The 2,897-nt window shown below is 51.6% G+C and carries 4 protein-coding genes; 1 reads left to right on the forward strand and 3 read right to left on the reverse strand.

The window, feature by feature from the left end; all coding sequences use genetic code 11:
• Nucleotides 1-57: 57 nt before the first annotated feature.
• Genes HK25_RS12015 through HK25_RS12025 form a run of 3 tightly spaced genes read right to left on the reverse strand, consistent with a single transcriptional unit; the run spans nt 58 to nt 2,293 of the window.
• Complete coding sequence (locus HK25_RS12015; protein ID WP_086636379.1) at nt 58-693, reverse strand: YdcF family protein; 636 nt, start codon at nt 691-693, stop codon at nt 58-60.
• Nucleotides 690-1,619: an ABC transporter permease gene (locus HK25_RS12020; RefSeq protein ID WP_194299644.1), complete on the reverse strand. Its 930-nt coding sequence runs from the start codon at nt 1,617-1,619 to the stop codon at nt 690-692. Before HK25_RS12020 ends, HK25_RS12015 begins: the two co-directional genes overlap by 4 nt.
• Nucleotides 1,619-2,293, reverse strand: a complete 675-nt coding sequence (locus HK25_RS12025; RefSeq protein WP_086554328.1) for a cell division ATP-binding protein FtsE — start codon at nt 2,291-2,293, stop codon at nt 1,619-1,621. The genes HK25_RS12020 and HK25_RS12025 overlap by 1 nt, the downstream gene beginning before the upstream one ends.
• A 386-nt stretch (nt 2,294-2,679) precedes the next feature.
• On the opposite strand from HK25_RS12025, the gene HK25_RS12030 reads away from it, so the two are divergent.
• The coding region (locus HK25_RS12030) for a zinc-ribbon domain-containing protein (protein WP_198945985.1) at nt 2,680-2,897 on the forward strand (218 nt) is incomplete at its 3' end.

Genomic DNA, 2,897 nt, shown 5'->3' on the forward strand with positions numbered 1-2,897 from the left:
TCCGCAATCCATATCGCTGCAAGCTTCATCTTCTATCTCAAAGAATGAGTCCTGAGCCTAGTGTCTCAGTGCTGTCATGACTGTTTTTGAGGGGTTCTGCGTTATACCGGCCAGAGCACCAATCCATTTGAAATATTCGGTCAGAAGCAGGCGCAATGTCGTCAGTGTGAGGGGGTGCGTGAGTGCCGGAGGTGTAACCGGATAAGCATAAAGAGTCACGCCGGGTAAAGTGCGCTCCAGTTCAAGTATGGCACGCCGCATATGATACCCGGCTGTGACGATAATCAGGCTGTGAATATGGTTATCAGCGACCCATGTAGCTGTTTCTGTTGCATTACCAATAGTTGAACGTGCCTGATAACCCAGAGTGATACGTGTTTTTATTGTGTCAGGCAGGGGGGGCAGAAGGTCTTTATCCGCAGTCTGATAGCTTACCCCTGAGATCAGAAGTTTATCTCCCCGATTCTGCAATAGTAGTTTCAGAGAGGTTTCTATGCGCTTCTGCCCTCCTGTCAGGGCAACAATGCCGTCGGTATGTGGCAGGAGATATGCCTGCGGAGGCGGAGTTAACGCCGTAACAAAAAACCAGCCAAACAGAATAATCAGACCGAGGAGAGGTAAGGCGAGGAGCAAAAAAAATCTTTTCAGAAGTGACGTCCGGCGAGAGTGCTGGTTACCATAAGCCTGCGTCATGGCATACGCAGCAGCCAGAGGCGAACAATGGTCTGTGTTGTGAACCAGCCAATAAGCGCAGCAACGAATGGTAGAGCCGCGAGAGCAGTCAGCAGGTCTGAAGGAAACATTGCCGTGAGCTCATACCACTCGGGCAGGTCGGTGATTGTGGCAGAAGGTGCCGTGAAAGGTGCTGCCATACGAAAAAGAATGGTGAGAGGTATAAGGGAGAGCAGCGTGCCGGAAATACCGCCAGCAAGTGCGAGCAGGCCGGTTCTGCTCGCAAAACGGCCTGCAATATAATTATCTGTTGCCCCGAGGCTATGTAAGATCCGGATAATGTTACGCCGGCTTGAAAGCCCGGTTCGTGTTGTCAGGGCAATAATCATGGTGGCAACCCCTGTAACAGCGACAAGAGCCAGAGTGGCGCATGTTAGCAGGTTCTCGGCCAGTATTTTAAGTCTTTCACTCCATTCTGTGTTGCGTTCGACCGAGGTTCCTGCAACGAGGTCATTCAGAGTTTTACTCAGGTCGTCCGGAGGGCTGCTGCCATCGGGAAGTCTCACTTCAATGACGCCGGGCAGGGGCAGGGCATTATCTTTGATGTCTCCCAGCCATGGGGTCAGCAGGTGGTTGAGCTCGGCCTGTGTCAGCCGGTGAACAATGCTGCCAGGTAAAGCTTTTGATAAAGCTGCGACAACAGTATCCGCACGCGAAGTGGAGAGTTTATTATTTACGGACTGATCTGGCTCGGGAACCTGAATGGTCAGCAGCTGAGCTGCACCATTTTGCCAGCGCTCCGAGAGGCTCCGTGCTCCATTTGCGCCAGTGAGGGTCAGAGCGGCGAGAAAGCTGATCATAGTTACCAGGAAGAATAATGTGCGGTCTGGTAAAGCTTTTGAAAGGGAAAGACCATCATGACGGCCGGGCAGAAGAAAAGAGAGCATTATTCTCCGCCTTCACAGGTCAGATGACCATTTTCCAGGTAAAGGGAAGGGCGTGGCATACGTCTGACCAGAGCTTCATTATGCGTGGCGACAATGACAGTCGTACCCATGGTATTCAGCTCATCAAACAGGTCAAGAAGTCTGTAGGCCTGAGATTCTTCGAGAGCATTTGTCGGTTCGTCAGCCAGTATGATTTCAGGGCGATGCACGATGGCCCGGGCGAGCGCTGTGCGCTGCTGCTCTCCACCTGAAAGGCTGGCAGATGGCATGCCTGTATGCGCGCCAAGTCCGACCCAGCTGAGAATGGCCTTTACTTCCTCACTGATTTCATCTTCGGGGCGTTTTTGCAGGCGGAGAGGGAGGGCAACATTGTCAAAAACAGAGAGGTCATGGATGAGGTTATAATCCTGATGTACCATGCCGATTCTGTGGCGCAGCCGGACCAGAGCAGAGCGTGGTGTTGTGTTGCTGACAGACTTACCCAGTATATTCATCTGCCCTGTCAGAGGCAGGCTCTCGAGGTTGAGCAGCGCAAGCAGGCTGCTTTTTCCTGCGCCAGAGGGGCCAAGCAGCCATCGAAACCCGCCTTGTCTGATCGTAAATGTAATATCATGCAGAACAGAGTGCCCGCGTCTGCGTTCTCGTTGCCAGTAAACATTCTGCAGACAGATCATGTGCACCGTTCGTAATAGCTATTCATTATAATGAATGGGCAGCCAGCATAACAGAAAATACGCCCGGGAGCAGCAGGCTCCGTAAAGTTAAAGGGACAGAAAATTATGCCATCGGATTTTAAGTTATGGCGTATTAAACCGAGAAGACAATGGCTGAGACGTTGTTTGTCAGTTTTTCAGGTTATCTTCTGTCATGCCGGGCAGGTTTTCTGAGGAAAGAGAATTAATTCACAATAGTACCTTGTAGCCTTTATTTATTTTATAAAGGAAGAGGGTATGATCTTTTTATGAAAACAGGGTATGGTGCGCTGCGGGCTCCTCTTTGGAGTTTGAATGGTTATTTTTTGGTCTGATGTTATTGTGATGGGGTGTTCCAGAGCGTGCTGATGAGAATTGTCTGCCCTTCCTGTGGAATTGCGTATCGGGTACCTGAAGAGCTTCTTGTCAAGCGTCAGACACTGAGGTGTTCAGCGTGTGGCGTCCGCTGGCATATTCATCAGCCTTCGACCGAAGTGGCCCCGGCTCCTGAGGTGGCTGCTCCTCCTGTTGCGGCAGCCCCGGCTCCTGAGGTAGCTGCTCCTGTTGCGGCAGCCCCGGCTCCTGA

This window comes from Acetobacter sp. DsW_059 (genome assembly GCF_002153695.1).
Lineage (GTDB): Bacteria > Pseudomonadota > Alphaproteobacteria > Acetobacterales > Acetobacteraceae > Acetobacter > Acetobacter thailandicus.

Bases quoted from the DNA above. Each gene is read 5' to 3' on its own strand.
- HK25_RS12015 (WP_086636379.1), bottom strand. From the start codon at position 693: ATGACGCAGGCTTATGGTAACCAGCACTCTCGCCGGACGTCACTTCTG.
- HK25_RS12025 (WP_086554328.1), bottom strand. From the start codon at position 2,293: ATGATCTGTCTGCAGAATGTTTACTGGCAACGAGAACGCAGACGCGGG.
- HK25_RS12020 (WP_194299644.1), bottom strand. From the start codon at position 1,619: ATGCTCTCTTTTCTTCTGCCCGGCCGTCATGATGGTCTTTCCCTTTCA.